Here is a 22,107-nt window from a genome sequence, read left to right on the forward strand (position 1 = left end):
ATGGGCGCCGCTGACCAGGAGGAATGGTCTGGCCTAGGAGCTCACCCGTACCGTCACCGTCTTCGGCCGCTGGTACTCGTGCAGGGCCAGGATGCTCAGGTCGGTGCCGTGGCCGGACGTCCCCCGGCCCCCGTGCGGGAGTTCGGCCGTCTGCACCAGATGGCAGTTGAGCCAGGCCTCGCCCGCGTTCAGCCGGGCGACCAGGTCGAGTCCGGTCGCGAGGTCGCTGGTCCACACGCTCGCCCCGAGCGCCTGCGGGACGCTGTTCGCCAGGGCCAGGGCCGCCTCCACGTCCTGCGCCTGCTGGACGGTGAGGAGGGGACCGAACACCTCCTCGATGACCGCCGGGTCGTCGTACGGGAGATCCGCCAGCAGGCGGGCCGGGCGCCAGTACCCCTGCTCCCCGTCGGCGTCGGGGGCCATGTCGGCCGCGAGGTTCCGTTTGGCCGCGGAGGAGGCGACCAGACGGTCGTAACGGGCCGCCTGGTCCGGATTGTTCAGCGGTCCGAAGTCGCGGCCGGCCAGCCGGGATCCCAGCGCCGCCGCCAGCCCGGCGACGGTGCCCTCGTAGTTCTCCGCGAGGGTGATCACCCGGGCCGGGGCGGCGCAGCTCTGGCCCGCGTTGTACGTGGCCGCTTCCGCGAGGGAGGCGTAGGTGTCGGCGGGGGCGTCCGGGAGGACGATCGCCGGTGCGTTGCCGCCCAGTTCCAGGCTGACGCGGCGGGTCCCCGCGCGCGCCGCCACGTCGGCTCCGGCCCGGGCGCTGCCGGTGAACGCGACCATGTCCACCGCGGACTCCACGAGCAGGCGGCCGGTGTGCCGGTCGCCCGGCAGGCACTGGAGCACGCCCGCGCCCAGGACCCGCGCCGCGTGTTCCGCGAGCAGCTCCAGGCCGTCGGGAGTCGTCTCGGCGGGCTTCGCCACCACCGTGTTGCCCGCCGCGAGGGCCGGCGCGCAGCGCCAGGCGGCCATCAGGAGCGGGTAGTTCCACGGCACGATCACCCCGACCACGCCGATCGGTTCCCATCGCACCCAGCTCTCGTGGCCCGCCACCAGATGGCCCGAGGCCGGGGCGGTCCGCGTGCGCGCGGCCGTCGCGTAGAACCGGAACAGGTCCGCCACCTGCTCGATCTCGCCCGCCGTCTCCGTGTCGGGCTTGCCCGTACCGGCCTGCTCGCGGGCCGCGTACTGATCCGCGTGCTCCTCGATCAGGCCGGCGAGGCGGTCCAGCCGGCGACCGCGCTCCTTCGGGGTCAGGGCGCTCCAGCCGGGGAGGGCCGTGCGGGCCGCCGCCACGGTGGCCGCCACGTCCCGTTCCCGGGAGAGGGGAGCCGTTCCGCGCGCCCGCCCGCTCCGGGGATCGGTCAACTCGGTCGACTCGGCCATTTCGGTGCGTCCGGTGGGTGCGGTGCGTGCGGTGGTCATGTGCGCCTTTCGCGGATCGGGGTGTGATCGGAACTCATACGTCGTACGACCTCAGCCACAGCTCCAGGGTCAGGACCAGCCAGAGCTTGCCGCCCTGGCGGGGCAGCAGCGCGCCCTCGCCCTTCAGCCAGGTGCGGATGGTCTCCGGACGGAACAGGCCCCGCTGGCGGGAGCGGCGGCCGAGGAGGAGCTCGTGGCCGAGATCGCGCAGCGGACCGGTCAGCCACTGCTGGACCGGCACCCGCATCCCGCTCTTCGGGCGGTCCACCACCGTGCCCGGCAGCAGGTCCCGTACGGCCTCCTTCAGGATCCACTTCTCGGCCGTGCCGCGGAGTTTGTAAACGGGTGGAGTGGCGAAGGCGTGGTCGATGACCGACCGGTCGAAGAGCGGGGAGCGGCCCTCCACGCCCTGGGAGGAGGTCAGGCGTTCGACCTTCGTCAGGATGTGGTGCGCCCCTTTGGTCCGCAGGTTGCAGTGGAGCAGGCGGTTGAGGAGGTGTTGCATGGCGTACGGGCCGCCGGCCTCCCGGAGCAGGTACGGCTCCACGTGCCGCTCCAGGCGCGGGGCGTCCCGTAGCGCGTCGAGGACCGGCGTCGTCAGCAGCACCGGGAGGTCCGTCCAGCACTTGCGGTACGAGCGCAGGTACGCGGTCGCCCGGTCCTCGTCCCAGGGCGCGCCCGGCGTCCGGTGCATCTCCTGCACCAGCATGGGGAGGTTCTTGGGCCCGCCGAAGACGGGGTCGCCGCCCTCGCCGTTGAGGACCACGGAGGCGCCGTCCGCGGCGACGGCCTCGGCCAGCATCAGGTTCGGCACCGTCAGCGGGTCTCCCACCGGACTGTCGAGCAGCGCCGCGGCCTCGGCGAGCCGCGCCGCCACTGCCGCCCCCGAGACGTTCAGGATCCGGTGCCGGGTGTGGCAGTGGGAGGCCACCAGGCCGGAGTAGCCCAGCTCGTTGGGCAGGTCGTCGCCGAAGCTGATCGAGTACGTGTGGACCGGGTGGGTGTGGAGCTTCGCCGCCAGGGCCGTGACCAGGGAGCTGTCGATGCCGCCGGACAACAGCACCGCGGCGGGCTCCGCCACGGGCAGCCGCGTCGCCGTGGCCTGCTCCAACAGGGCGCGCAGGCCCAGGACATGACCGGTCGGGTCGGCGGGGCCGGGGTCCTCGAGGTGCTCGCGGGGCTCCCAGTGGACCCTTTCGGTGATCCCGCCGTCGCGGGCCAGCCGCAGCACCCGGCCGGGCAGCACCTCGCGGACCCCGGTGAGCAGGGTCTCCTCGCCCGGCAGATAGGCGAAGGTGAGGAAGGAGCGGACCGCCGACAGGTTCATGGACGTGCCGAGCGCCGGCCAGCGGCGCAGCGCCCGCAGCGAGGTCGAGGCGGCCCAGGCGCCGTCGGCCCGCGCGTAGTAGAGGGTCCGGGCGCCGACGTGGTCGCGGATCAGGACCAGGTCGGGCCCGTCGAGCACGGCCAGCACGAACATCCCCTCGGCGAGCGCCACTCCGGCCTCACCGAGCAACGCCCAGCAGTGGAGGAGGAGTTCGCCGTCGGAGCAGTCGGGCCGCGGCGGGGCGGTGCCGGCTTCGGCCGCGAGGGCGGCGAGCAGCACCGGGCGGTTGTGGAGGGTGACCTCGCCGACCGCGGTGCGTCCGTGCGCCGTGAACGGGCCGGTGGCGCGGCCGGGTTCGCCGGTGATGAGACTCAGCCAGGCTCCCGGTACGTCCACGGGGACGTTTCCCGGTCCGGTGGCGCCCATCGCGTCGAGATGGGCACGGGCCTGGCCGGTGGTGTCGGCCAGGCAGGCGCAGAAACGTGCCACGGGCGGTTCCTTCCCTTCGTGCTCGCGCGCGGCTCCGTGCTCTGGGTCGCCGTGCTTCGTGCTCGTGCTTCGTGTCGCCGTGTCGCCGTGTTGTCGTGCTGCGTACTTCGCCTCAGCCGAAGTCGTCGTCGCTCCAGGCGTCCTCGTCGCCGTCCCAGCCCGCTTCCCAGCTGTCGTCGCCGGAATCCCCGTCGCCTCCGGAGTCCCCGCCCCCGCCGTCGCCGCCCGAGCCCGACGACGAGGCCTGGCTCTGCTCCTGTTGGCGGCGCAGGGCCTCTTCCTCCTCCGGGGTCATGTTCAGCGGCGGCAGATGGGCGGCCGTGATGGCGAGGGTCGCCACCCCCAGACCGGCGAGCAGCGCCCCCATCCGGCCGCCGAAGGAACTCCGGTTGACGGTCACCCGTTCGCCGCGCGGCCACACGGTGCGGCCGTAGCCGATGTCCCGGGCGTAGGTGGCGGTGCCGTCCGCGAGGGTGCGTTTGATGACGCGGTTGCCGAGCAGCTCGTCGGTTCCCGAGGCACCCCGGTTGTCGTGCCAGCGCACCAGGTGGGGGCGGCCGGGGGTGCGGCTGCGCCACTCCTCCAGGCCGCCTTCGTACCGCCGGTGGACCGTACCGTCGGCGAGGAGTTCGTCCGCGTAGCCGATCTCTTGGGGCCGGATCATCGTGTGCGTACCTCGGGTGTGTGGAAGGGGTCACGGGGGCCGTTCACGCGGCGGGCCAGGTCATGAATCCGGCGGTGCGCAGACCGCTCAGCTCGCCCCACATGGAATCGCGGGGCGGCCGCGGACCCCGGGTCAGGCGCAGCACCGTCCGTACGAGCCGGGCCGGCGGTACGGCGGCCACCTCGGCGAACCGGCCCCGCGCCAGCCACGCGGCCTCGCGCGCCCGCAGCGCGGCCGGCCAGTCGCCGCCTGCCGCCGGGGCGGGGGCCGGGCCGCGTCCCGACGGCAGCCGCAGGGCGGCGGCGTGCCGCGGTACGAGCCCCAGGGAGCTGACCCGTACTCCCGGGACGGGGCCGACTGCGGCTCGTACCCGGGCCGGGAGCGTCACGCCCTCGGGGCTCGCGTCGTGCAGGACGTGCACCGTGGCGCCGTCCGCCCGTTCCAGGGCCGCGAGGAGGCGCGGGGCCAGGGGCAGCGCGTCGGGCGCCGCGAGAACGGGGCAGGCCGCTTCCAGGTGGACGTGGTTGGCGAGCAGCATCGCGGCGATCGAGCGGTCCTGGCACAGCAGCAGGCGGGGGAGCCCGTAGTCGTAGAGGTCAGGCTCGGACGGAGGGCGCCGAGCAGGGTCGGCCGGGGTCGGGGGAGGCACAGCGGCCGGCAGCAGGCCCGGTACGGACTCCCGGCCCCGCGCGTCCAGGGCTCGGGTGAAGGAGGGCAGGCGCAGCGGTGGTGGCGGGGTGCCGGGGACTCGGCGCAGGAGCGGCGCGGCCGGGCTGAGGACGCGGCAGGTCTCGTAGTAGAGCTGCCGCTCCGTGAACCGGAGTCCGCCGGGGTCGGCCGCGCGGGCGGCTGCCGCGCCGATCGCCCGGTAGAGCAGCCGCTCGCCGAAGGCGGGGGATCCGGCGCGGGCCGACGGGGAGCGAGGCCGGCCCGTACTCGACGAACTCGTACTCGACCTATTCGTACTCGACCTATTCGTACTCGTGCTCGTGCTCATGCGGTGGGCGTGCCTTTCTTCCCGGAAGTGTCCGCGTCCGCCGCCCCGTCCGTGTCCGGCCAGGTCAAGAAGCCGTACACCGGGGCGGATCCGGGCCGCGCCGCAGCCTCGGCCGTGGCGGCGGCCCGTTCCACCGCCTCCTCGACGACGGTGGCGAGCAGCGGTGGGGGCACGGCCGCGACCGGGCTCCAGAAGCCCTCGGCCAGCCAGGCGGCGTCCTCCTCGGACAGGCCCGCCAGGGCCCGCAGCTCCCCGGTGCCCGCGGCCGGGGCGTGCGCGTCGGACGGGACGGGCGAGAACCGGTGGACGGCGCCGCGCCGGCACCGGACCGCGGCCACCGGCAGCCCGGCGTCCACCACGGCCCGGTCCGGGTGGGCGATGCGCAGGAGCGGTGCCAGCAGCGAGCCCAGTGCGCTCGCGTCGTGCAGTACCACGACGGGGAGCCGGCCCGGGAGGTCCACCAGGGCGTCGTGGGCGGAGCCCGGGTCCGCCTCCACCAGCACCGCCCGCAGCCGCACGGGCATGTCGTTGGCCTCGAGGAACACCGCGACGGCGTGATCGGTGCACAGGATCACGGCCCTGGGCCGGCGCGGCTGCGGGGCCGCGTACCCGCGGATGCGCCCCGCGTCGTCGACCACACCCGGCGGCAGCGCCCCGTACGCCCGACGCCAGTCGCCGGTCACCAGCTGCCGGAAGCGCTCCTCGGGCGGGCTGAGGGACGAGCCCGCGGGCCGGGCCCGCTCGTACGGGATGCGCCCTGGCACCACGACGACGAGGACGGCGGCGGTCCCGGCCAGGAAGGCGGGGGTACCGCTGCCGAGGGCCGCGTACACGAGGAGCCCGGCGCACACCGTCAGCGCCACCAGCCGGCGGACGCCGGGCCGGATCCCACGCGCCTCGCGCGCCCTCCAGGAGCTGCTGTGCGTACGGGAGCCGTACCAGAGCTGGGTGACGGTCACCTTGAGCCGGCCGCGGTCGGTGACGGAGTCCACGCGGCGGCGGATCCGCAGGTCGTGCATGCCGCTGCCGTGCACCTTGGGGTCCAGGGCGAAGCGGCGGTGGCAGTGGGAGCACACCTGGCCCGTGCGCTCCGTGCGCTTCAGCTCGGTCGAGCAGTTCGGGCAGATCACCGCCCACCCGCCGGATCCGGGCCGTGCCCGGCCGCCCCGGGCCAGGTCATGAAGCCGACCTCCGCGGCGTGGCGCCGTTCGGCGTCGACACTGCGGCCGACCTGTTCGGCGAGCCGGTCGAGCACGGTGAGCAGCCGGACCGGGGGGACGCCGACGAGCGGGAACCGCCAGCCCTGCGCCAGCCACTTCAGCTCCTCCGGAGTGAACTCGCCGAAGGCGGTGAGCCGGTGCATCTCCTCCGCTGCGGGCTTGCGTCCGGGGTCGCGGTACGCCACGGCGTTCGGCAGGCCGCGGACCGTACGCAGCGACACTCCGGCGTCGACGACCGGGCGCCCGGGGAGGTTCTCGCGGAGTTGCCGCAGGAGCAGTTCACCGCTCGCGTCGGCGTCGTGGAGCACCAGGACCGGACCGCGCGGTGGCAGGGCGGGGAGCAGGGCCGTGACGTGCGCGGGGCCCTGGACGAGGGCGATGCCGTGGCGCTCGGGCAGGCCGTCGGCGACGAGGAAGGCGGCGATGGAGGGATCGGGGCAGACGAGCACGGCGTTGGGCGACGCCGACGCCGACGGCTGCGGTGCGTCGGCCGGCCGCCGGGGCCAGGGGTGGCCGCTGTCGTCGACCACGCCGGGGGGCAGCCTCCCGTACACGCGCAGCCACTCGGCGAGGGACTCGGAGCGGAAGGCTCCGCGGGTCATGGGCGGGATGCCCCGGCCCGCTCCCATCCGTCGGGCGATCAGGATGCCGAGTGCGGCGGCCAGCAGGGCTCCGGAGACGTACAGCATGAACGCCAGTGCGCCGAAGACGGCCCAGAAACCGACGACCACGCCGCCGAAGAATGCCCCGCCCGCGCATCCGGGCGCGAACTTCCCCTCCCTGAGCCTCTTGCGCGACAGCGCGTACCACAACTGGCCCGGGGTGACCGCGATCCGGCCGTCGTCCGTCAGCCCGGCGACGATCCGGCGTACCCGGAGGTCGCTGAGGCGCAGGGAGTTGGTCTTGGGGTCCAGTGCGTAGCGGCGCTTGCAGTGGCTGCAGATGTTGTCGGTGCGCTCCTTGCGCAGCAGGTTGCGTTCGCAGTTCGGGCAGATCACCGGCGGACCTCCAGAGCCGTCGCCACCCGCCGCAGCCGTGCGGCCAGCCGCTCGCGGACGGTGGTGCCGGCGATGCCGTGGACCCGCTGGGAGCGTTCGATGTCGCGCAGCGCGGCGGCGAGGACCAGGTAGTCGGTGGAGGCGCTGGTGGCGGTGACGGTGGCTTTGGTCGTGGCGGCGGTCGGAGCGGCGCGCCCCGCCCGGCCGGGCCTTCGGCCACGCCGTGGAGGAGATGGAGCGGCGCTCCCGGCGGCCCGGTGCTCGGCTTGCGCCGCGGTGATCGCGTAGTCCTCGTGGTCGATCCCGTATCCCGTGTTGGCGGCGAGGATGGTCAGCGGGACGTCACCCCGGTTCGCGAAGGAGTGCGGCATCATTTCCGGGATGCGGATCAACATGCCGGGCGCGAGCCGGACTTGGGCGACGCGGCCGCGTTCCGGGTCGTAGAGTCCGCAGGCGGCGTGGCCGAGGCTGAGGACGAAGTGCTCGCCCCCGTGCGCGTGCGGGGTGAAGGCGCTGCGCGGGCCCACCACCCCGAGTTTCACGGTGGCGTTGGAGGGCCGCTCCGGCGAGGTGCCGGCGTCGCCCACGAGATAGTGCGCGAACTGCCCGTCGTCGATGAACGGCAGGAACTCCCGCTCCGGCCCGAGTTCCCGGGACCCCTCCCGGTCGGCCAGCACGATGCCTCCGTCCGGCCTCAGGTGGTACAGCTCCACCCCGCCCGGCAGCCCGCGCCCGGCGTGGTCGGGCAGGCCCTCGGACATCTCGCGCGGTCCGGGTGTGCGGTCGTACGGTCGTGCGGCCATCGCGCCTCCCCCTGACGCCCAGCAGTGCGCTCCACGCGCCTCGCACGCGCATGGTAAGGCCCTGATCGCCACGAGCGGGAGCACTCGGAACCAACCCGGCACTACCGGCAGATGACCGCTCAGTTGCACTCCTCGCTCTACAGTGGGCCCTGCGACTGCAGAGGGTGCCTGAACCGAACGGAGCGGTGTTCCATGCCGAAACGGCACGCGGTGGTGGCCGGGGCCGGCATAGGCGGCCTGACGGCCGCCGTCGCACTGCACCGCCGCGGCTGGCACGTCACCATCTGCGAACGCGCCCCCGAACCCCCCACCACCGGCGCCGGCATCGGCCTCGCGCCCAACGCCCTGCGCGCACTCGACGCCATGGGCGTCGACGCCGCCTACGCCGCGGGCAGCGCCGTACCCACAACGATGGGCCTTCGCCGCTCCGACGGCCAGTGGCTCATCCGGACCGACACGGCCGACCTGGCAGCCCGCTACGGCATACCCCCGATCGCCGTCCCGCGCCCGGCCCTCACCGCAGCCCTGGCCGCCGCCCTGCCGCCGGAGGCCCTCCGCTACGGCACCGCCGTGACCGCCGTCGACGACGCCGCGGGCCGCCCGACCATCCGTACGGCAGCCGGCCCGGACCTTCCCGCCGACCTGGTCGTCGCCGCCGACGGCATCCACAGCCCGCTGCGCCGCGCGTACTTCCCCGCCCATCCCGGCCTGCACTACATCGGCGAGATCGCCTGGCGGGCCCTCGTGGACGCCCCGGACCTCCAGATCCCAGCCATGAGCGAGACCTGGGGACGGGGCGAGCGGTTCGGGGTGACCCCGCTCTCCGACGGCCGGTACTACCTCTACGCCACCGCAGTCGTCCCGGCCGGCACCCGGTCAGCCGACCCCCGCGCCGAACTCCGCCATCGCTTCGGCTCGTGGCACGACCCGATTCCGGCGCTGCTGGACCGCGTCGGCCGCCTCGACCCCGCCGACGTCCTCCGCAACGACCTCTACGACCTGGCCGCCCCGCTTCCACGCCTGCACCACGGCCGGATCGCCTGGCTCGGCGACGCCGCCCACGCCATGGCCCCCAACCTCGGCCAGGGTGGCTGCCAGGCCATCGAAGACGCGGCGGTCCTCGCCCACCTGCTGCCCGCCGGAGACTGCGGTGGCAGCGGCGGCAGCTCGGATTCCATCCCGGCCGCCCTCGCCGCGTACACGGCGGCCCGACGCGACCGCACCGACTCCGTGCGCGTCCGCGCCCGCCGGGTCGGCCGTCTGGGCGCCCTGCGCAACCCGCTCGCGGTGGCGGCCCGCGACCTCGCGGTCCGCGCCACGCCGGCCCGCCTGGCCCTGCGCGGCATGGACGACCTGTTCAACGGCTTCCGCCTCCCCGGGTAGCGGGGGACCCGCCGAACCCGCCGAACCCGCCAGCAGACGACGCAGGCTCTCGGCGTCCTCGTTCTCGACCGCCCAATGGGCCGCCGTCCCGGTGGGCTGAGGGTGGTGCGGGCGCCCGTCGCGAGGCATCGCCACCCGCCCGAAAAAATCAGTGGAGCCGCGTTTCCGTGTCCCGTTACCGTGCTCCCGCCCACAGTCGCCCTGTCAAGGACGTGCCGTTGTACACCAAGTGAGACCCCCCGAGCGCTGATCCGTCGCGCGTCGCACATGTGCGCCGCGCTCCTTTTCGCTGCGGTCTTCTCACTGGAACCGGTGTATTTCTGTGTCCGAAAACTGGGTGGTCGTGCCCACCTGCCTGCCGATACTTCTCCGCCGCTGCCACAGGTGCGCCTCCGGGCGCTTCCGGGCGAACGGCAAATTCCGCGTCAACGCGAACCACAAGCTCCTCGACGCCTGGCTCCTCGCACTGTGCACCGTGTGCGGGGACACCACCAAGCTCACTGTCCTGGAGCGGATGAACGTGCGTTCCGTACCACCCGAGCTCCTGAACCTGCTGCACGACAACGACCCCGGCCTGGCAGCCGAACTGCTCCAGGACCCGGTCGTACGGCGCCGCAATCGCATCGCCCTCGACTGGGACAACGCCTGGCGCCTCGACAGCGGCGCGCCGGATCAGCCGCATCAGCCGCATCGGCCGGAGGGTGAGGCGATCGAGGTCTCGGTCCGCTTTGCGGCGCGGGTTCCTGTGCGGCCGGTGCGACTGATCGCCGAAGGTTTCGGCTTTTCGCGAGCCGAAGTCGAGCGACTGCTCGCCGAGGGGAACCTCGTGTCGACGGTCCGCCTGAGCGGCAAGCTCTCGGGCGACTTCACCTTCACGCTCAAGCGCTGATCCTCCCGGCCCGGGGCCTGTCCGGTGGCATCCCATCCGCCGGACAGGCCCCAAGAACCCACGAAACTCTCCGGCTACCCCGTGCTGAGCGTGATTCTTTGTTTCGCCAGTGAGTTGAACTCGTCTGTGGCGTTGATGAAGTCGCGCTCAGCGTCGTCCATGGATGTTGCGTCCGCACCAAAGATCGAGCCCGCGCAGACCTGCTCAGCGGCCATATCGCGTTGTCCATGGGCTCACCTCTCCCGACCCGCATCTGCTGTGGCTACGGATTGGCGGTTGCCTTCCACGCGCCGGCCACGCTGGCCGGCTGGGCCCTGCTGCACACCGGCCCTGTGGACCTCGCTCTCGGCGACGCCCTCACCCACCCGCTCCGTGCTCCGTCCGCTCACGCAAGTAGCCGGCAGGCCCTGCCTACCCTATGGGGATGATCAATCCCATTGAGCTCGTGATATTCGACTGTGACGGCGTACTCGTCGACAGCGAGCGCATTTTCGTACGCCTCCAGATCGCCCTCGGCGCGGAGCTGGGTTGGCCGCTCACCCAGAGCGAGGCGATCGAGCGCTTCGTCGGCCGCTCCAAGGAGTCGATCATGGAGCAGATCGCCGTGCGGCTCGGCGACGAGACGGCTGGGATCTGGTGGGAGCAACTCCTGCGCAGACACAAAGAGGCGGTCGACGTCGAGATCACGCCGATCGACGGAGTCGTCGAAGCACTCGACGCGATCTCGCTGCCGGTCTGCGTAGCGTCCAACAGCCGCCACGAGAAGCTGCGCCATGTCCTGGGTCGCACCGGCTTGTACGAACGTTTCGAGGGCCGCCTGCACAGTGCCACCGACGTCGCCCGGGGCAAACCGGCCCCTGACCTCTTCCTGCACGCCGCGGAGCGAATGGGCGTGGATCCGGCAGCCTGCGCCGTGGTCGAGGACAGCCGGTCCGGCGTGGAGGCGGCCCGCGCCGCAGGGATGCGAGCCTTCGGCTACGCCGGCGGTCTGACCCCCGCCGAGTGGCTCGCAGGGCCCCACACGGTTGTCTTCCATGAGATGAGGGAATTGCCGGCACTGCTCATGCAGTAGGGGTTGGGATGGTCTGGCAAGGGGCGGGGGAGCGGCTGCCCAGCAGGTCCACGCCGCGCCGGCCTTCACGGAGAGGTGATGGCCTGCTCCAGGAGGCCGTGAAGGACGCGCTGCTCCTGCGGGGTGAGGCCGGACAGCGGGGAGTCCACAGCGAGGAGTTCGAGGAGACGCGTCCGCAGTGCGGTGCCCTCGGCCGTGAGGACGAGGTGCTTGGCGCGGCGGTCGGTGGGGTGCGGGTGGCGCTCGACCAGGCTCTGCTTCTCCAGCTTGTCGACGACGAAGGTGGTGTTGGAGGGCTCGCAGCTCATGCGTTCGGAGAGCTCCCGCATGGTCATCGGCCCGCTCATCTCCCGCAGCGCGGTCGCCTGGGACGCGGTGAGGCCCAGCGTGGCGGCGCGCTCCCGTACGTGCTCGGCGATCCGCTGGGCCAGTCCGTTCACCAGACCGCACAGCTGTCGCTCGGCGATGGCCTGCTGCTCGGGGGGCGTCGTCATGCCATCACCCTAGCAAGTCCGTCAAGACAAAACATTTACAGCTTGAATGATTCGAGCTTGATGCTTATGGTTGGCGTCGTCGCCGCAGGAAGCCCTGCGACGACCTGACGACCACTCACAGGAGAGAACCCATGGCTGACTTGATGGTGAACCAGGACGAGCGACTGCGCCGGCCGGCGGGAATCCGCTCGATCCGGCTGGGCGACACGAAGGTGTCGTACGTGCCGGACGGCGACGTCCGGCTCCGGCCGCTGGAACTGCTCCAGGACACCACCGACGAGGTGTGGGCCGCACACCCGGAGTACCTGGACGCCACGGGTCACCTCGTGGGGAGCGTCGGCGGTCTGCTGGTGGAGCACGGCGACCGCGCGCTGCTGATCGACACGGGCTTCGGCCCCCAGTCGCACGAGGGTCCGGACGGCCTCATCAGCGCGATCCACGGAGGTGCGCTCCCGCACAGCCTGGCCGAACTCGGCCGCGGCCCCGAGGACATCGAAGCGGTGGCCTTCACCCACCTCCACGCCGACCACCTCGGCTGGGCCTGCCACCCCGCCCCCGGCAGTGACCGGCTCCTGTTCGCACACGCCGACTACCTGATCTCCGAGCCGGAGTGGGACCGGCGCGACCTCCTGGAGGCCCAGGGCATGGCCGAGCAGGTCGCGGCCCTCGCGCCCCGCGTACGTACGGTCACGGACGGGCAGGAGATCTTCCCCGGCGTGCGCGTACGGATCACCCCCGGCCACACCGTCGGGCACGCCGAGTACGTCATCACCGGCGGCGGACGGCGTCTGATCGCCTTCGGTGACGCCGTGCACTCGCCGATCCAGATCGACCACCCCGACTGGTCCGCGGGCTTCGACCACGACCCCGCCCTGACCGCCGACCACCGCCGCCGCCTCGTCGCCGAGCTGGCGGAGCCCGGCACGATCGGCTTCGGCGTCCACTTCGCCGACGTGGTGTTCGGGCACGTACAGCAGGATGGCGACGGCCCCGCCTGGCGGCCCCTGGACGCCTGATCCGCCGGAGCCGGGTGCCATCGGCGGATCGGACGGCGGTGTCAGCTGTGCGCAGTCCGCTCCCGTACGGCGGTGATCAGCCAGGAACTGCTGCGCAGCCACACCGCCCCGGCGTCCTCGTAGGGGCGCAGGGCCTCGATCAGTGCCCGGCGGGCATGCTCCTGCGCCTCGGGCGTCACCTGGCTGAGCAGGTGGTGGCCGGGGCCGGAGCCGAGCAGGAATGCCGCTGCGTCCTCGGCGTCCTTCCCCCAGTTCCCGGCGGCTTCCACCCGCTGCGCGCGGGCATTCCCGAAACCGGCCGAGGTCAGCAGGGCGAGCGTGTGGTCGGGGTCGGTGAGCGAGAACATCCCCGGAGCGCCGGGCGCGCCGAAGCCTCCGAGCGGCAGGATGCCGCTCAGCGAAGTCAGTGCGTGGAGCCACTCGTTGGCCGCGGCTTCCGCCGCGCAGATGAACGCCAGCCTTCCGCCCGGGCGCAGCGCGCCGCGGATGTTGGTGAAGGCGGCGACCGGGTCGGCGAAGAAGGTCATGCCGTAGCGGCTGATGGCCGCATCGAAGGACCCTGGCTCGAACGGGTGCACCTGGGCATCGCCTTGGGTGAAGGACGCATGGTGGACCCCCTCGTGTTCGGCGCTCACCCGGGCCCGCTCGAGCATGGGACCTGAAAGGTCCAGCCCCACGGCCCGGCCTTCGCTCGCCCGCTGGGCGGCCAGGCGGGTGGTGCGGCCGGCGCCGCAGCCGATGTCGAGCACGTGGTCGCCGCGGCCGATGTCGGCGGCGTCGAGCAGCGGCTCGTTGAAGCCGTCGTTGATGGCGTCCCAGCGTTCCTGGCTGCGGGCCCATTGCGCGCCCTCGTAACCGTTCCATGCTTGCGCCTGCGCGGTGTTGGCGACCTGATCCATGCGGCACATCCGTCCCGGCGGGGACGCCGAGCATCCCCGACCCCTAGTATGGGCAAGTGCCCAAACAGTATGGGCGGATGCCCATACTTGCAATGGGCTTTGTGGAAGGGGCTGTTGTGTCACCTCGTGGAGTGGCGATTCCGGATCTGCGGGAGCGGCTGTTCGCGGCCGCGGAACGCGTGGTCGCGCGGGACGGGGCCGCGGGCTTGACCAGCCGCGCGGTCACGACGGAAGCCGACTGCGGGAAGGGGGTCCTGCACACGCACTTCGCCGGCCTGGACGAGTTCGTCGCCGAACTGGTCCTGGACCGTTTCGCCCGTAGCGCCCGCCACGCCGAGGGGCTGGCCGGCCGGGTGGGGCAGGGCAGCGTCGTGGGCAACCTCCAGGAGATCGCGCTCGCGCTGCTGGAATCCCTGCCCCCTGCGGTGGTTGGCCTGGCCATGACCCGCCCGGCGGCCGCGCTCCACACCCGGGAGGGCTTTCGGTCCGGCGCGCCGGCGTTCGATGCGATCCAGCACTCGTTCACCGCGTACCTCCAGGAGGAGCGGAGCATCGGACGGACAGCGCCGGATGCCGACGTGGCCACGATCGCACTCGCTCTCGTCGGCACCATCCACCACCTGCTGATGACGCGCGCGCCAGGCGAGAGCGCGGATGTGCGGAGCACGACCGAACGCCTGCTCACCGTTCTGCTCGGACCGTAGACGGCGCCGTCCCGGCCTTGGCCGGCCGGGACCACCGAAGGCGGATCACCGGCGTCGGGGTCAGCCCCGCAGCGTCTTCAGCGCGCTGTCCAGGTGCTCCTTCCCCCGCTGGTTGAGCGGCAGTTTGCCGAGTACGACGGCCATGCCGCAGGTGTTGGTGAGGGCGGAGAAGACCAGACCGGCCGCGATCCCCGCGGACAGCAGCTGGAACGCCGGATGGACGAACAGGCCCAGGACCAGGCCCAGCAGCACGATGCTGCCCGCGGTGAAGCGGACCTGGCGTTCCATGGCCCAGACGGCCCGCGGCCGGCCGTCCGGGTACTGGAGGCCGTGACCCGCGGCAGCCCAGGCCGTGGTGCCGCCGGTCAGACTCGAGGCGGGGATGCCGTGGGAGGCCAGGGTCCCGGCGGCGTTGTCCGAGCGGGCGCCCGAGGCGCACACCAGGAGAAGCGGTTTGCGCCCGGAGGCCTGCCGCAGCTCCGGCAGCGCCCGCCCGATGCGGTCGAGCGGGACGTTGACGGCGTCCGGCACATGGCCGGACGCGAACTCGGCGGGGGTACGGACATCGACGACGGTCAGCTCGTGGAGGCGGGGCTGCGCCTCGCTGACGCTCAGTGTGGCGACGGGATCGCTCATGGCGGATCAGATCCTTGGCAGAGGGGGGAGTGGGCACACGCGGGCGGCGCACGCGGCCGGGCCCGCCGCGAACCGTTGGGGGCCCGGGCGGGGGCAGCAGGAGGGGGCAGGCTTCAGCGACAACAACAGAGGCGCGGGATGCCACGCGACGTGAGAGCCATGCCGGGATGATAGACACAGCCGCGCGGGAGCGGGCGGCATCATCTTGGTCCTCGACAACGGCGCCGACCGCCACACCACCTCTGTTCCGCACGCGCGGGTGATGGAGCTGCACCCGCGGGGAGACCATGCGCAGTCCCGGCCGCGTCTCGGGCCGGGCAGGGCACGCAGGCCATGGTGCGTTGCTGCCGCACGGTCCAGCCTGAGCCGGAGCGGAGTTCAGGCGGACGGGTGCCAGTCGGGGTCCCGTCCGGTCGCGGCCAGGAGCGCCTCGAAGCGGGAGGCCTCCGCCGCGACCCGCTTCGGCTCATCGAACATCCCCGCGTCCCGGGCGGCCGGAGCCAGGTCTCCGATCACCCCGGAAAGCACCTCCACGCCCACCGGATCCGGGGTGAAGTCCTGCCCCGTTGCCCGCGCGAGATCCCATACGTGCACGGTCATGTCGAGCAGCACCATGGTTCCGACGACGCGGGCGGGCTGGTGCATCCCGCCGGTCGTGCCCTCCTCGGCGCCCGGCTCGGCCCAGGCCGCGACCAGTCGGTCTGCCTCGTCGGCGAACAGTTCACGCCAGTCGCCTGTGCTCAGGTAGTCCGGATCCTCCTTGAAGGCGCTGGGCTTCTTCCGCGCGAGCAGGGTGAAGTTCACGACCACGTCCAAGAGGTGGTCGATCAACTCCCGTACGTCGTATCCGGCGCAGGGCGTCGGATCGCCGAGCTGCTCCTGCCGCACCGTCCGTACGACCGGCACGGCCCGCGCGACGGCCGAGGCGAGCAGAGAACTGATGCTGCTGTCGTCCATTCCCCGACCGTATGCCCCTTCCCCGCCTGCGACGAGGAGCCTCGCCCGGCCCGCCCCGCCACACGCGCCGGGACACGTGCTGTCACACGCTCTTAATGCCGTGTGCATGGCCTTCGGGCCGGTGCTCTCCGCATGATCGAATCCCGTCCGCGAGAGCCAAGGAGCCCCCTGATGCCCACCCGCCGTCACTTCCTCGCCGGGTCCGCGGCCGCCCTCGGCCTCGGCTCGCTCCCCGCCGCACCGGAGGCCCAGGCGGCGGCCCAGGCAACCCAGGCAACCCATGCCGCAACGGCCGCAACGGCCGCCGGCACGGCGACTCCGAACCTCGTCGTGATCCTCGCCGACGACCTCGGCTACGGCGACCTCGGCGCGTACGGCCAGAAGCTGATCACCACGCCGCGGATCGACCAGCTCGCCGCCGAGGGCCTGAGGTTCACCGACGCCTACTCGACGGCCGCAGTCTGCGCGCCGTCCCGCTGCTCGCTGCTGACCGGCCTGCACACCGGCCACTCCGCCGTCCGGGCCAATCCGGGCGCCGTCCCCGGCGCGCTGAAGGCCGGCGACACCACCTTCGCCGAAGTGCTGCGCGCCCGCGGCTACCGGACCGCGGTGATCGGGAAGTGGGGCTTCGGGCCGGAGGAGGGCGACCAGCCCAGCCACCCCAACTCCCGCGGTTTCGAGGAGTTCTACGGATACATCGACCACGGGCATGCGCACGAGTACTACCCGCAGTACCTCTGGCACAACGGCGCGAAGGAGACGATCGCCGCCAACGCGGACGGCGCGAAGGGCGCTTACGCACCCCAGCTCATCGAGCAGCGCGCGCTGGACTTCATCGGCGCCCACGCCGCCGAGCCCTTCCTGCTCTTCCTCACGCCGACCGTGCCCCATGCACCGAGCGACATCCCCGACGTCGGCGCGTACGCCTCCCGTACCTGGACCCAGCAGAACAAGGGCCACGCCGCCCAGATCACCTACTTCGACACGCTCGTCGGGAAGGTCACCGACCGGCTGCGCGAGCTCGGTATCGCCGAGAACACCGTCGTCCTCGTCACCAGCGACAACGGCCCGCACGAAGAAGGCGGCGTCAACCCCGACCTGTTCGACGCGAACGGCCCACTGCGCGGCTACAAGCGCAACCTGTACGAGGGCGGCATCCGCGTCCCGCTGATCGCCTGGTCCCCGGGCCGGATCGGCGCGAGCACCAGCGACCGTCCCACCTCGCTCACCGATGTGCTGCCCACCCTGGCGGAACTCGGCGGCGCACCCGCACCCACGGACATCGACGGACTGTCCGCCGCCCCGCTGCTCGCCGGAGGCCCGGACGCCGCACGCCACAACCACCTGTACTGGTACCGGGACGAACGCGGCGTCACCAGCCGCGCCAACACCGAGGACGACGGCCGCGCCACCTGGCTCGCCGAGGCCGTACGCAAGGACAACTGGAAGGCCGTGCGGTTCGCGCCCGTCAGGGACCACGCGCTGCCCGATGCACAGTGGCAGGTCGAGCTCTACGACCTCGCCTCCGACCTCGGTGAGCGACGCGACGTCGCCGAGGTCAACCCGTCCGTGGTGTCCGGCCTGGTCGCCCTCATGCGTTCCTCTTGGGTGGACACGTACGTCCGCAAGCCCTTCGGAGTCCGCGCGCAGATCCAGGAGCCGGCCGTCCCCGGTGAGGCCTTCACGGTCACCGCGACCCTGGGCAACGGGTCGGGCAAGCCCTGGACCCGCGCACTCCTCGCGCTGCACGCCCCGGCAGGCTGGCAGGTCCAGGCGACCACCGCGACCGGTCAGGACCTGCTGGCCGCCGGTGCCACGCTGACCACGACCTGGCGGGTCACCCCGCCGGCGACGGCCGCCACCGGCACGCAGTGGCCGCTGACCGTCGACGGCACCGCCGAGTCACCGACCGGGCCGCTGCGCTACTCCGCCACGGAACGGGTCTCCACGGTGCCGCCGGCTCCGGTCGCCGACGCCTATCTGAGCGACCTCGCGTGGGTGTCGGCCACCAACGGCTGGGGTCCGGTGGAACGCGACCGGTCCAACGGGCGAAAGGCGGCCGGGGACGGCACGCCGATCTCGTTCGGTGGAGTGACGTACGCGAAGGGCCTCGGCGTCCACGCACCCTCCGAGATCGTCTACCACCTCGGCGGAAAGGCGGACCGCTTCACCGCGCTCGTCGGCATCGACGACTTCTCGACGAACCAGGCCGCCACCGGCGCGACGAAGGCCTCGGTGCGGGGCGACGGGAAGGTGCTGTTCACCAGCGGCCAGCTGACCGGCGCGGGCGGTCCCGTACAGGTGGATCTCGACGTACGGGGGGTGAAGCTGCTGCACCTGGTCGTCGAGGACGCCAACGCCAACACGGCGTTCGATCACACCTCCTGGGCCCTCGCCCGGGTGACCGTGCGGCCGTGAGCGTGTGGGGCGTGATGTCCCGCCGCCGGCCTACGGGCCGGGCGTGAGGCTGTCCGCGGCCACGCGGAAGCCGATGTTGCCGGTGGAGCTGTCGGGCGTGTTGGAGCTGCGGGCCGCGACGCGGTAGCGGTTGCAGTACGAGTCGTGGCAGAGGTAGGAACCGCCGCGCATCACGCGGCTGGTTCCGGGTGTGAACCAGTCGGCGCACCATTCCCATACGTTGCCGACGACGTTGTAGAGCCCGAAGCCGTTGGGGCGGAAGGACTTCGCCGGCGCCGTGCCCTCGTAGCCGTCCGCCGCGGTGTTCAGGGTGGGGAAGTCGCCCCGCCAGATGTTGCACATGTGCCGGCCGCCCGGGGCGAGGTCGTCGCCCCACGGGTAGCGCCGCTGCTCGAGGCCGCCGCGGGCCGCGTACTCCCATTCGGCTTCGGTGGGCAGACGGGTACCGGACCAGGCACAGTACGCCTGGGCGTCGATCCAGGAGACGTGGACCACGGGGTGGTTCTGGCGGGCGGTGACGGACGAGCCGGCGCCCTCGGGGTGGCGCCAGCTCGCGCCGGGGACCGCCCGCCACCAGGGGACGGCCGCCACGGCCGGGGACTCGGCGGCGACGTCCTCGGGCAGGAAGCCGCCGAAGACGAAGGAGACACCGAAGAGTTCGGCCTCGGTGACGTGGCCGGTGGCTTTGACGAAGGTGGCGAACTGGGCGTTGGTCACCGTCGTCGTGGCGATACGGAACGCGTCGACGGCGACCTCGCGTACCGGACCTTCGCCGTCGGCCGGGAAGGCGTCCGGGTCCTCCGTGCCCATGAGGAAGCGCCCGCCCGGAAGGTCGATCAGTCGCCGGGCGGCTCGCTCGGCGGCAGCGGCGTCCGGCGGCGGCGCCAGGGAGAGGGCGACGGCGGTGGCGTCACCGTGTCCGGGGGTGCAGCAGGATTGCATGGCGGCTCCTTCAGTGTGGGTGGGGGCGGTGGGGGCCGGGTGCCCCGCGGGCGATGCCGAGGGGCACCCGGCCGGGTCGTGCTACGCGGCGCGGTCCGCGGCGAGTTGTGCGGCCAGGGCGGGGATGCCCAGGTTCTGCTCGTCCGCCGGGGTGGCCTGGTACAGCTTGTTCGTCAGCTGGTACGGGTCGGTGGCCAGGTCGTAGTACTCGCGGAACTTCAGCTGTCCTGTGCCGGACACGGTGCCGTTGCCGTCGGTGGTGAGGTCGTAGTACTCCGTGTACTGCTTGTTCTTGGCGACGTACGACGCCCATGTGGGCGGGCCGCCCGCGTTCGCGCCCTGCGCCCACCACTCGACGAGCAGGTGGTCGCGGCTGTACGAGGAGAGCAGGGACCTGCCGTCCACCGAGTGGGCGGGCGTGATGCCCGCCGCGTCGAGGATCGTGGGGGCGATGTCGATGTTGGCGGTGATGCGGCTGTCGGTGGTCCCCGAGCTCAGGCCGCCGGCCGGCCAGGAGAGGTAGAACGGCACCTCGTGGGCCGGGCGGTAGGGCACCGACTTCTTGGTCCAGCCGTGGTCGGCCCAGCCGAAGCCGTTGTCCGCGATGTAGATGACCAGGGTGTTGTCGAGCTGTCCGAGCGCTTGGAGCTTGTCCTTGAACGCCTGGACCGTGTCGTCGACGGAGAGCAGTGTGCGCAGCTGCTCCTCGCGGATCACCTTCCCGTCGGCGAGGGTCCCGGTCGCGTTCCGGATGTAGGCCGGCTTGTCGCTGCGGTCGCTCTCCGGGACGGACGGCCTGCCGCTCCAGTCCGGGACGGCCGTGGCGGCGTACTTCGCCTCGGGCGTGCGCGGGCCGTGGGAGGCGTACGGGGTGACGTACGCGAACCAGGGCCGGGAGTCGGCCGCCGCCTTGTCGAGGAAGTTCAGGGTGCGGTTCTTGATGATGTTGGTGGTGTAGCCGTTGATCGTCTGGACCGTTCCGTTGACGTTCCACTGCGCGTCGACGTAGCCCGGCTGGAGCAGGGCGAACTCCTCGAAGTGCGGGGGATTGTCCGACAGGGTCCAGGAGTTGAGCCACTTGCCGAAGAGGCCGGTGCGGTAGCCGGCCTGCTTCAGGTACCGGGGCAGGGTGGTGCTCTGGTCGAGCCGGTACGAGGCCGTGTTGTTGCGGACGCCGTGGTGGTGGGCGTAGCGGCCGGTGAGGACCGACGACCGGGAGGGCGAGCAGAGCGGGGTGGTGACGTGCCCGTTGGTGAACTTCACGCCCTGGTCGGCCAGCCAGGCCGTGGTCTTCTGCAGCGCCCATTCGGTGTGCTTGGGCTGGTCGTCGGTGACGATGAGCAGGATGTTGGGACGGGTCGCGGCAGCGGCGGGACCGGCGGCCGCCGGCTGGGTGATCGCGGGAACCGTCACGGCGGCTGCGGCGGCCGCCGTACCGGCGAGGAATCCGCGGCGGCTCACCCGCGGTCTGCTGTTGTCGCTCATGGGATGTCTTCTCCTGGTTCCGCAGCTCATACGGGCACGGCAGATCAACTGCCGTGAAGGGATGGAAGAGAGACGAGAATCAGGCATCGACCGGCCGGCCCTCGGGGGCGGACCCATGCGAGATGCCAGGTGGGGATCCCGTGCGAAGAGGCGTGATTACCGTCGCGACCAGGCGATCGGACACAGCGCGCTCGCCAGCCTGCCCAGATCGAGGTGGCGGCGAGCAGTGAGAAGGCTTCCTGCTGCCATGCGGATCAGGCTAGGGGCGAGGGGTGAGGCCGGTCCATGTACGGCATGTGAAATCGAACTCCGCTTGCATGGCCGTGGGCCGGCCGGGGCGCGGGGGGCCTGCCGGGGTCTTGGCGAGCGCGGGGACCGCCTCGGCGGGCAGGGCCGAACGGAGGGTGGTCGCGGCGCCGGCGCACGGACCTGCCACGCGGGGTCGTCGAGTGCCGGCGCCGCCAGGGACAGCTTCGCCGGCCTCGTCGGCGGTGCCACGCAGTCGTTGACGAACCGCCGCAGTTCGTAATCCACCTGCGGCTGCGGCGGCCCGCCGGGGTGGCGCGGCGGCGCGCCTGCCGAGCGCCGCCGTCGACTGGCCGGCGTACCGGCCCCTCCCCTACGAGGCGATCGGCCCGGGGACATCGAGGGCCGGGACGGGACGCGGCCTGCCGTCGGCATCTATCGCGACGAAGGTCAGTCTCGCCGTGGCCACTTCGGTCGTGGGCCCTGACGCGTTCCAGCGTTCGGCCCCGACGCGCACGGCGACCGTCATCGACGTCCGGCCGGCACGTTCCAGCTCGGCGTCGACACTGAGCAGGTCACCGGCGCGCACCGGTGCCAGGAATGACATCCGGTCCACGGCCACGGTGACGGCGGGGCCGTCGGCATGCCGCCCTGCCGCTGCAGCGGCCGCGTCGTCGATGAGCTTCATCACCACGCCGCCATGGATGGTGCCGTAGAGGTTGGTGTCGTGCTCACTCATGATGTGGGCAAGCGTCACCCGGGACTCACCCGGATTCTTGGAAACGCACCCATGAGGACGGTCGGGTCGGCCACGTCAACTCTCCTTCGCGAGTCGCGGCGGAAAGGTCCCGGAGAGGGTTCCGCGGGACCCCGCATGACACTTCGGCCATGCGGGCAACGGGCAGGTCTTCGGACTCGCGGGCACGCCTGCCGGTTTCCCGGCGGGCACCTAGTGACCTGAGTCGGAGGTTTGTCGTTAGTTCGGTATGAGTCGTCCGGGTCCGAAGATTCCGCCGTTGTCGGTGACCGATGCCCAGCGGGCT

General features: G+C 72.4%; 20 protein-coding genes and 1 pseudogene. 6 read left to right on the plus strand and 15 right to left on the minus strand.

The genetic code is table 11. The features are described 5' to 3' along the window. Positions 1-33: 33 nt before the first annotated feature. The 7 genes from ACZ45T_RS36160 to ACZ45T_RS36190 all read right to left on the minus strand — a co-directional run bounded on the left by ACZ45T_RS36160 (position 34) and on the right by ACZ45T_RS36190 (position 7,923). A complete protein-coding gene (locus tag ACZ45T_RS36160) occupies positions 34-1,425 on the minus strand; it encodes an aldehyde dehydrogenase family protein (RefSeq protein WP_468448387.1) in 1,392 nt (463 codons plus the stop codon). Between the two features lie 34 nt (positions 1,426-1,459). Next, on the minus strand, positions 1,460-3,241 hold the full coding sequence (locus ACZ45T_RS36165; RefSeq protein WP_468448388.1) for an asparagine synthetase B family protein: 1,782 nt from the start codon (positions 3,239-3,241) through the stop codon (positions 1,460-1,462). A 112-nt stretch (positions 3,242-3,353) separates the two neighbouring features. Beyond that, positions 3,354-3,905, minus strand: a complete 552-nt coding sequence (locus tag ACZ45T_RS36170) for a hypothetical protein (protein WP_468448389.1) — start codon at positions 3,903-3,905, stop codon at positions 3,354-3,356. Positions 3,906-3,948: 43 nt separating this feature from the next. Then, complete coding sequence (locus ACZ45T_RS36175; RefSeq protein ID WP_468448390.1) at positions 3,949-4,902, minus strand: hypothetical protein; 954 nt, start codon at positions 4,900-4,902, stop codon at positions 3,949-3,951. Next, positions 4,899-6,032, minus strand: coding sequence for a TFIIB-type zinc ribbon-containing protein (locus ACZ45T_RS36180; protein WP_468448391.1), 1,134 nt, complete (start codon positions 6,030-6,032; stop codon positions 4,899-4,901). Before ACZ45T_RS36180 ends, ACZ45T_RS36175 begins: the two co-directional genes overlap by 4 nt. Continuing rightward, complete coding sequence (locus ACZ45T_RS36185) at positions 6,029-7,120, minus strand: hypothetical protein (protein ID WP_468448392.1); 1,092 nt, start codon at positions 7,118-7,120, stop codon at positions 6,029-6,031. The genes ACZ45T_RS36180 and ACZ45T_RS36185 overlap by 4 nt, the downstream gene beginning before the upstream one ends. Next, the gene (locus tag ACZ45T_RS36190) at positions 7,117-7,923 is read right to left on the minus strand and encodes a cupin domain-containing protein (protein WP_468448393.1); all 807 of its coding nucleotides are present in this window, start codon (positions 7,921-7,923) and stop codon (positions 7,117-7,119) included. The genes ACZ45T_RS36185 and ACZ45T_RS36190 overlap by 4 nt, the downstream gene beginning before the upstream one ends. A gap of 192 nt (positions 7,924-8,115) precedes the next feature. Here ACZ45T_RS36190 and ACZ45T_RS36195 point away from each other — a divergent pair, with 192 nt between their 5' ends. Then, on the plus strand, positions 8,116-9,306 hold the full coding sequence (locus tag ACZ45T_RS36195) for an FAD-dependent monooxygenase (RefSeq protein ID WP_468448394.1): 1,191 nt from the start codon (positions 8,116-8,118) through the stop codon (positions 9,304-9,306). A 322-nt stretch (positions 9,307-9,628) separates the two neighbouring features. Then, entirely contained in the window at positions 9,629-10,195 is a 567-nt protein-coding gene (locus ACZ45T_RS36200; protein WP_468448395.1) for a DUF1062 domain-containing protein, read from the plus strand. Positions 10,196-10,269: 74 nt separating this feature from the next. Here the strand turns inward: ACZ45T_RS36200 and ACZ45T_RS36205 are convergent, their stop codons facing one another. Beyond that, a complete protein-coding gene (locus tag ACZ45T_RS36205; RefSeq protein WP_468448396.1) occupies positions 10,270-10,410 on the minus strand; it encodes a hypothetical protein in 141 nt (46 codons plus the stop codon). Positions 10,411-10,619: 209 nt separating this feature from the next. Here ACZ45T_RS36205 and ACZ45T_RS36210 point away from each other — a divergent pair, with 209 nt between their 5' ends. Next, the gene (locus ACZ45T_RS36210) at positions 10,620-11,267 is read left to right on the plus strand and encodes an HAD family hydrolase (protein ID WP_468448397.1); all 648 of its coding nucleotides are present in this window, start codon (positions 10,620-10,622) and stop codon (positions 11,265-11,267) included. A gap of 65 nt (positions 11,268-11,332) precedes the next feature. Here the strand turns inward: ACZ45T_RS36210 and ACZ45T_RS36215 are convergent, their stop codons facing one another. After that, positions 11,333-11,761, minus strand: coding sequence for a MarR family winged helix-turn-helix transcriptional regulator (locus ACZ45T_RS36215; RefSeq protein ID WP_468448398.1), 429 nt, complete (start codon positions 11,759-11,761; stop codon positions 11,333-11,335). Between the two features lie 131 nt (positions 11,762-11,892). On the opposite strand from ACZ45T_RS36215, the gene ACZ45T_RS36220 reads away from it, so the two are divergent. Then, positions 11,893-12,777: an MBL fold metallo-hydrolase gene (locus ACZ45T_RS36220; RefSeq protein ID WP_468448399.1), complete on the plus strand. Its 885-nt coding sequence runs from the start codon at positions 11,893-11,895 to the stop codon at positions 12,775-12,777. 41 nt (positions 12,778-12,818) lie between these two features. On the opposite strand, the gene ACZ45T_RS36225 is transcribed toward ACZ45T_RS36220, so the two are convergent. Next, positions 12,819-13,676: a class I SAM-dependent methyltransferase gene (locus tag ACZ45T_RS36225; protein ID WP_468448400.1), complete on the minus strand. Its 858-nt coding sequence runs from the start codon at positions 13,674-13,676 to the stop codon at positions 12,819-12,821. Positions 13,677-13,807: 131 nt separating this feature from the next. On the opposite strand from ACZ45T_RS36225, the gene ACZ45T_RS36230 reads away from it, so the two are divergent. Beyond that, positions 13,808-14,380 carry a TetR/AcrR family transcriptional regulator gene (locus ACZ45T_RS36230; RefSeq protein WP_468448401.1) on the plus strand — a complete coding sequence of 191 codons (573 nt, stop codon included), beginning with the start codon at positions 13,808-13,810 and terminating at the stop codon, positions 14,378-14,380. Positions 14,381-14,440: 60 nt separating this feature from the next. Here ACZ45T_RS36230 and ACZ45T_RS36235 read toward each other — a convergent pair whose 3' ends face one another. Further along, positions 14,441-15,016 carry a rhodanese-like domain-containing protein gene (locus ACZ45T_RS36235; protein WP_468448402.1) on the minus strand — a complete coding sequence of 192 codons (576 nt, stop codon included), beginning with the start codon at positions 15,014-15,016 and terminating at the stop codon, positions 14,441-14,443. A gap of 378 nt (positions 15,017-15,394) precedes the next feature. Then, positions 15,395-15,973, minus strand: coding sequence for a TIGR03086 family metal-binding protein (locus tag ACZ45T_RS36240; RefSeq protein WP_468448403.1), 579 nt, complete (start codon positions 15,971-15,973; stop codon positions 15,395-15,397). Between the two features lie 171 nt (positions 15,974-16,144). Here ACZ45T_RS36240 and ACZ45T_RS36245 point away from each other — a divergent pair, with 171 nt between their 5' ends. Then, positions 16,145-18,391, plus strand: a complete 2,247-nt coding sequence (locus tag ACZ45T_RS36245) for a sulfatase-like hydrolase/transferase (protein WP_468448404.1) — start codon at positions 16,145-16,147, stop codon at positions 18,389-18,391. Between the two features lie 30 nt (positions 18,392-18,421). Here the strand turns inward: ACZ45T_RS36245 and ACZ45T_RS36250 are convergent, their stop codons facing one another. From ACZ45T_RS36250 to ACZ45T_RS36260, 3 genes and pseudogenes are all read right to left on the minus strand, one after another. Continuing rightward, positions 18,422-19,333: a formylglycine-generating enzyme family protein gene (locus tag ACZ45T_RS36250; protein WP_468448405.1), complete on the minus strand. Its 912-nt coding sequence runs from the start codon at positions 19,331-19,333 to the stop codon at positions 18,422-18,424. 81 nt (positions 19,334-19,414) lie between these two features. Further along, positions 19,415-20,818: a sulfatase family protein gene (locus ACZ45T_RS36255; protein WP_468448406.1), complete on the minus strand. Its 1,404-nt coding sequence runs from the start codon at positions 20,816-20,818 to the stop codon at positions 19,415-19,417. Positions 20,819-21,470: 652 nt separating this feature from the next. After that, positions 21,471-21,803 (minus strand): annotated as a pseudogene (locus tag ACZ45T_RS36260) (acyl-CoA thioesterase); the annotation flags it as partial. Positions 21,804-22,107: the final 304 nt, after the last annotated feature.

This window comes from Streptomyces sp. NPDC030995 (assembly GCF_055571215.1).